Below are 6,911 nucleotides of genomic sequence, written 5' to 3' on the forward strand. Positions count from 1 at the left end.
ATCCTTAATCAATCCATTACAGCTAACACAGCTTTTGGCAATAACTTATCTTTAAACCAAACAATTCTGGCGGGGACATCATTTAATTTTACTCCCGCCTTTTCTAAATTAAGTCGCTCGGAAATTGCTAAAATTAAGTCATCACGTCCAGCCCGTCGCACCTGAGAAAACTTCTTTTGTAAATATTCTGGTCGCCAATAACCAACAATTTCTAATAAAAAGGTGCGTCCATCAGCATGAACTAAGCGAAAATCGGGAATCATCACACTACCGGGAATTGGGATCAAATCAACTTCTCGTTCTAACGCCCAACCACTTTTCAACGCATCCCACTTATCAGCAAAGGATGCTTCTAACATACTATCGTAGGGCTTTCCTGGTGGATAATGGGATACCAAACCGCATTCGGAATTGAGAGTAAAACGTCCAGTTTTCCAAGTGTTTGTATAGGCGTCGCGGGTTTGGAGAACCGACGAAAGACTCCATTTAGTAACATGAAGTAAAGCCGGAATAAGTTTAGCGATCGCTAACCCATATCGCGTACTAGGATTAAACAAACTCGTCGGCCCATCTATCGTAATTGTAAACCCGTGGTCAGCATCGCCCTCAATATAAGCCATCAATTGAAACAACTTTAAATAGCGAAATAACAGCTTATATTCACCCGGAACATTACGGTGGGCATTTAATACAAGTTGACTGGCTTTATAAAATACACCCTGCACCTGAGATAAGTTATATCGATTTATCAAATCTGGCGCTGTTGGTGCATCAAAGGCTGTCAAAATTTTATTTTCAGATAAATCAGCATAGAGTCCATTACGAACCTGTTCTAATAAAACTTCTCGTTCAAGTTCTTTAGTTAACTCATCAGCAATTTTACTCAGAGTAATTTGTGTTGATTCTCGACTAGAAACAGACTTTGCAGCCAAATAGAACACCCGTTCTCTTAACATCTGTGGTTCCAAAGGACTTACTACCTCAAAAGTGCAAAAACTACTTTTGAGAATATAAGCTAACCCTCGCTTCACCCGATAATCTGTAGAATCTCCTTCAAAATCAGTCAGTTGTCGCTCAAGCATACCTTGAGTTTTCCCCACTGCTGATTTAAAATAATTAATTAACTCAATCGCCAACTCCGAAGTTTTCTGATCAATCTTCAGTCTCTTCGGGATAATCTCCTCCCCGTTTTGGCGATGCATCAGTAAGTCTGTCGGTAACATCTGCTGAATTCTGGATTTTAGATTTTGGACTTCCGGTTGAATAATTAATCTCTAACTGTTCCGCAGCCTTCAAACTCCGTTCCTTCCCACTCCCATACACAACCTGTAACTTCCCTTTCCTCTCTTTTTCTCCCCCTGCTCCCCCTGCCTCCCCTGCTCCCCCTGCTCTCCTTTCCCCTCTCCGCCTAGCCGAAGTTCCCTCCTCACTCGTATCCTCAGCCACTACCTCATACAAAATCGCTTGCTTATTCTCAATATTTCCCTTCCGTAAAATCCTACCCAATCGCTGAGTATACTCCCTAGCCGAACCCGTTCCCGATAAAATAATTGCCACAGAAGCCGCCGGCACATCAACCCCTTCATTCAACACATGAGAAGCAACCAAAGTATTATATTTACCCTCTCGAAACTTTGTTAATATCTCATGTCGTTCTTTCACAGGAGTTTGATGAGTAATAGCCGGAATTAGTAACTCTTGAGAAATGCGATAAACCGTCGCATTATCAGCAGTAAAAATCAAAATTCTTGCCGGATAATGTTCTGCCAATAAATCAATCAAAATTCGCAACTTCCCATCAGTACCCAAAGCGATATCTTTCGCTTCCCGGTGCGCTAACATTGCCCTACGTCCAGATTGCGATCGCGCACTCATTTGTACGAACATTTGCCAACCTTGAAGGCTTCCCAAAGAAATCTTTGATTGCTTTAAAAAGTCATTGCGAGTTTGAATTAGTTGATTGTATCTTTCCCGTTCAAGTTGCGATAACTTAACCTTAATTTGGACAATTTCATGCTCTGCTAAAGCCTTCCCCGCCAAATCTTCGGCGCGTTTGCGATATACTTCTTGACCAATGAGGATATTTAACTCAGCGTGTTTACCATCGGTGCGTTCTGGTGTGGCGGAGAGTCCAAGACGATAAGGTGCGATCGCATATTCAGCAATCACCCGATTAAAATCTGTGGGTAAATGATGACATTCGTCAAAAACAATCAATGCATATTGGTTTCCCAACGTTTCTGCGTGAATTGCTGCACTGTCGTAAGTTGCAACGAGAATTGCTGTTCTATCCCGTGAACCACCCCCCAGCAATCCCACCTCAGCATCGGGGAAAGCCGCTACTAAATGTGCATACCACTGATGCATTAAATCCAAAGTTGGCACAACAATTAGCGTTGTGCGCGGCGTTGACTGCATCGCCATTTGCGCCAAATAAGTCTTACCCGCTGCTGTAGGAAGCACAACCACCCCTTGTCTACCCGCCAGTTTCCAAGCTGCTAACGCCTCAGTCTGGTGAGGATAGGGTTCCATTTCCAGAGTCGGAACCAAATCTACAGGATAAAATTCCTTCGCCTCATCGATAAAATTCACATCTTCCGCTTGTAGTGCTTCCACTAGCGATCGGTATCTAATTGCGGGAATGCGGAATTTTTCAACTCTATCATCCCATGTAGCATAATCCATCCAACCTTTGCCGCGTGGTGGTGGATGCAAAATTAATGTGCCGCGATCAAAATTTAATGTAGGGGTACGAGCCATTTTGGGGATTGGGAGTTGGGGGTTGGGGGTTAAGGGTTAGGGGTTGGTAATTTCTTTATTCGCCATGCCCCATTCCCTAGTCTATTGATTACTAATAACGCAAAAAGCGCATGATTTATTCAAGTAACTAAGCTGTTCCACATTTAAATTGCATAAGCTGGGCGGGCAAGATGCCCACCCCACAAGAGTTATATTTAATTCGATTATGCTTTCTTAGATGTTTTTTAGCTTACGACAACACCCAACTAGAGACGCTCATTTGTCGGTGAATGTCCCATCGGCAAATAAACACAGATTTTTTTCACGAATGATTTAGGATTGCTATATAAGGCAAAATATACGCTTTAGAAATTGGGATAAAGTTACACTACCTATCAGTTTTTATAAAGACTGCTGAAACTATTATTCAGGGTTGAAAGGATAAATGCTTATTGGACAAATAAAGCTTAATTAAGATTAAAGACAATGGATAAATTATGACTTATATCCGAAAATAACTTAATTCAAAACTTAACATACGTATGCTTATTGGCGGATAGCTAAAAATCATATATATATCATTAGAGCGACGTTTATGAGGTTATTTAACCTTTGCTAAAACTTAGTTTTATTACTTTAGATAGATTCACAGCAACTAACTGCTAAAATGTATATTTTTCCAATGCATAATAGGTGTTGAGCGATGTCTACAACGGATTACGCCTACGCATTCTCTAGCTGATTTTGGGAATAATCCTTTAGCTAGCTGCATAAAAGGAGAAGCCACATTGAAAGGAATACGTTCCCTTCTAACACCTTATGCTGTGGCATTATTGACTGTTGGTAGCGCATTGCTACTAACACTATTGCTACAGCCACTACTGAAACCAACTATTTTCCTGCTGTTTTTTGCTGCCGTGGCGGTTAGTGCCTGGGATGGCGGCATGAAAGCAGGGTTGCTGGCTACTGTTTTGTCTACTTTAGCCGTCAGCTACTTTTTCTTAGAACCAGTGTTTTCACTCTTGATTACGAGTATAGATAGTGTATTGCGGTTAGGCTTGTTTGTGCTGGTGACAACAGTAATCAGCTTGCTCAATTCAGAGTTACGCACTGCGAAACAACATCTTCAAATGAGTTTGCAGAAGCTACAGGTGAGCGAGGCAAGGTTTAGAAAATTGGTAGATTCCAATATCATTGGGGTAATTGTAGCCAAAATGGATGGGGCGATCGCAGAGGCTAATGATGCTTTTTTACGACTAGTAGGTTATTCGCAAGAGGATTTGCTAGCAGGGCTTCGATGGGGCGACATGATCCCACCAGAATATATTGAAGCAACCAACAGTGCGATGCCTACGGCGGGCTACGCCTACGCAGAACTCAAAACCAAAGGTGTGTGTCAGCCTTTTGAGAACGAATACATCCGCCAAGATAATAGCCGCGTTCCTGTCTTGTTAGGTTCTGCTTTGTTAGAAAATAATTCCAACGATATTCTCTTTTTTGTCCTGGATTTAAGCGAACGCAAACAAGTAGAGCTTGCCCTTTGCAAAAGCGAAGAACGCTACCGCGCTTTTTTAGAGCAGAGTTCAGAAGGTATTTGGTGCATGGAACTGGAAGTGCCGATTTCGCCAGAGTGTTCACAAGAAGAGCAAATTCAACATTTTTATCAGTATGGTTATTTAGCAGAATGCAACAATGCTATGGCGCAGATGTATGGGTATTCTCATTCAAAAGAAATTATCGGCGCTAGGCTAGGAGACTTTGTTGTTCCCTCAGATCCACACAATATTTCCTACCTACGTAATTTTATTTCTTCTAATTACCGATTAATCGACGCAGAGTCTCATGAAATAGATAAGCAAGGTAATTCCAAATATTTTTTGAATAATCTGGTGGGAATTGTCGAAAATGACCTTTTAGTTAGAGCGTGGGGAACTCAACGCGACATTACAGAAGGCAAGCGAGCAGAAGCAGCACTACGTGAACGAGAAGATCAACTCCGCCTGATTACAAATGCTGTGCCCGTCCAGATTTCCTATGTTGATGGAGAGCAGCGTTATCGCTTTAATAACAAGAGATATGAAGACTGGTTTGGGCTTCCTACTTCTGAAATTTCTGGTAAACACATTAGAGAAATTTTGGGAGAGTCAGTTTATCAGTCAATTCTTCCTTATGTAGAAACAGTACTTTCAGGAGAGCAAGTAACTTACGAAACTCAATTACCCGATAAAGATGGCACAAACCATTACGTGAATGTTACATACGTTCCCCAATTTAATCAGCAAGGGAAAGTTGAAGGATTTGTTGCCCTAATCACAGATATTACACTTCACAAATTAGCAGAAGCAGCTCTCAAACAGAGCGAGAAACGCTTAAAGACACTCACAGAAAAAGTCCGCGTGATTCCTTGGGAAGTAAATGCTACGACTGGAAATTTTACTTATGTAGGGCCGCAAACTGTTGAGATTCTTGGTTATCCATTGTCAGATTGGTACAGCGAGAATTTCTGGGCAAAACACATGCATCCAGAAGATCAGGAATGGGCTATCCAGTATTGTCAAGAATCTTCCCTGTCACTGGATAATTACGAGTTTGAATACAGAATGTTAGCTGCTGATGGCAGAGTCGTATGGTTGTATGACATTGTTAATGTGGTGCGGGATGAAAATGGGCCGCAACTATTACATGGATTCATGATTGACATTACCGCTCGCAAGCAAGCAGAGCAAGAACGCGAACAATTGCTTGAGCGCGAACAGACAGCACGCGCTCAAGCAGAAGCTGCAAACCGCATGAAGGATGAATTTCTCGCCACACTCTCCCACGAACTCCGCACACCCTTAAATGCCATATTAGGCTGGACTCAGCTACTTAGGAGCCGCAAGTTTGATCAGACTACCACTGGCCGAGCACTAGAGACAATCGAGCGTAACACTAGATCCCTAGCTCAACTGATTGAAGATGTTTTAGATGTCTCGCGGATTATTAAAGGCACACTCCATTTAAATATTCATCGGGTAAAACTTGTACCACTAGTAGAAGCAGCAATCGATACAGTGTACCCAGCAGCCCAGGCCAAAGAGATTAGCATCAACTGTAAATTCGACCCTGAATTAGGAATAGTTGTTGGCGATGCCAATCGCTTGCAACAGATTGTGTGGAATTTACTCTCCAACGCGGTTAAGTTTACACCCAAAGGTGGAAGAGTTGATGTGCAATTGGAGCGTATTGAATCCCATGTGCAAATTCGGGTGAGCGATACGGGAATAGGAATTCCTGCCGAATTCTTGTCCCATGTATTTGAACGCTTCCGTCAAGAAGACAGTTCGATCACGCGATCGCATGGTGGACTAGGATTAGGGTTAGCGATCGTCCGCCACTTAGTAGAATTGCACGGCGGCACAGTCTCTGCCGAAAGTCCAGGAATTGGGCAGGGGGCAACATTCATTGTCAATCTGCCAATGAAAGCCGTTTATGTAGAAACTAATACCGCAGAGCACCTTTCATCTGTTGTAGATAACCAAGAGGCTAACAATTACTTGCCAAAGCTAGATGGCTTGCGGGTGCTGATTGTCGATGATGAGGCAGACGCGCGTCATTTGCTCACCATGATTCTGGGACAGTATGGGGCCCAAGTCATGGCTGCTTCATCTGCAAGTGATGCACTACTTGCCCTGCAAGAATATCGCCCCCATATACTGGTGAGCGATATTGGTATGCCACAAGAAGACGGCTACACACTAATTCGTCAAGTGAGAGCGCTACCAACAGAACAAGGTGGGCGGATTCCAGCAGTGGCCCTGACAGCATATGCTAGGGCAGAAGATCGCACGCAAGCGCTGTTGGCAGGGTTTCAACTCCATGTACCCAAACCAGTCAATCCGGCTGAGTTAGCAGCTGTAGTTGCCAATCTCACCGGACGTACTTGAATAATGTGCCCCGCAAGTAACTGAAGTTACTTGCTAATAGCAAAAGTCATCTGAAGATGACTAAGATATACCCAAAAATCTTTAGTCTACTTTAGTAGACTTTAGCTAAAAGACAAAGAACTTTAGTTCTAGGTGGGCGAGGAAGGCAACAGTTAAGCTATTTCTAGTGGTCTGGCAAGTCAACTTTGATGGGTGAGGTCTGGGGAAAGGGTAAAGGGTAAAGGGTAAGGGATTTAAAACCTTTCC

The 6,911-nt window shown here is 42.9% G+C and carries 3 protein-coding genes; 1 reads left to right on the forward strand and 2 read right to left on the reverse strand.

Annotated features, from left to right (window positions below; all coding sequences use genetic code 11):
* Positions 1–8 precede the first annotated feature (8 nt).
* Together VB740_RS08005 and VB740_RS08010 are read right to left on the reverse strand one after the other, a co-directional pair.
* Entirely contained in the window at positions 9–1,223 is a 1,215-nt protein-coding gene (locus VB740_RS08005; RefSeq protein WP_323199511.1) for a DUF790 family protein, read from the reverse strand.
* A complete protein-coding gene (locus VB740_RS08010) occupies positions 1,153–2,760 on the reverse strand; it encodes a DEAD/DEAH box helicase (RefSeq protein ID WP_323199512.1) in 1,608 nt (535 codons plus the stop codon). Before VB740_RS08010 ends, VB740_RS08005 begins: the two co-directional genes overlap by 71 nt.
* Before the next feature lie 767 nt (positions 2,761–3,527).
* On the opposite strand from VB740_RS08010, the gene VB740_RS08015 reads away from it, so the two are divergent.
* On the forward strand, positions 3,528–6,665 hold the full coding sequence (locus tag VB740_RS08015; RefSeq protein ID WP_323199513.1) for a PAS domain S-box protein: 3,138 nt from the start codon (positions 3,528–3,530) through the stop codon (positions 6,663–6,665).
* Positions 6,666–6,911 lie beyond the last annotated feature (246 nt).

This window comes from Nostoc sp. UHCC 0251, from assembly GCF_034932245.1.
Lineage (GTDB): Bacteria > Cyanobacteriota > Cyanobacteriia > Cyanobacteriales > Nostocaceae > Nostoc.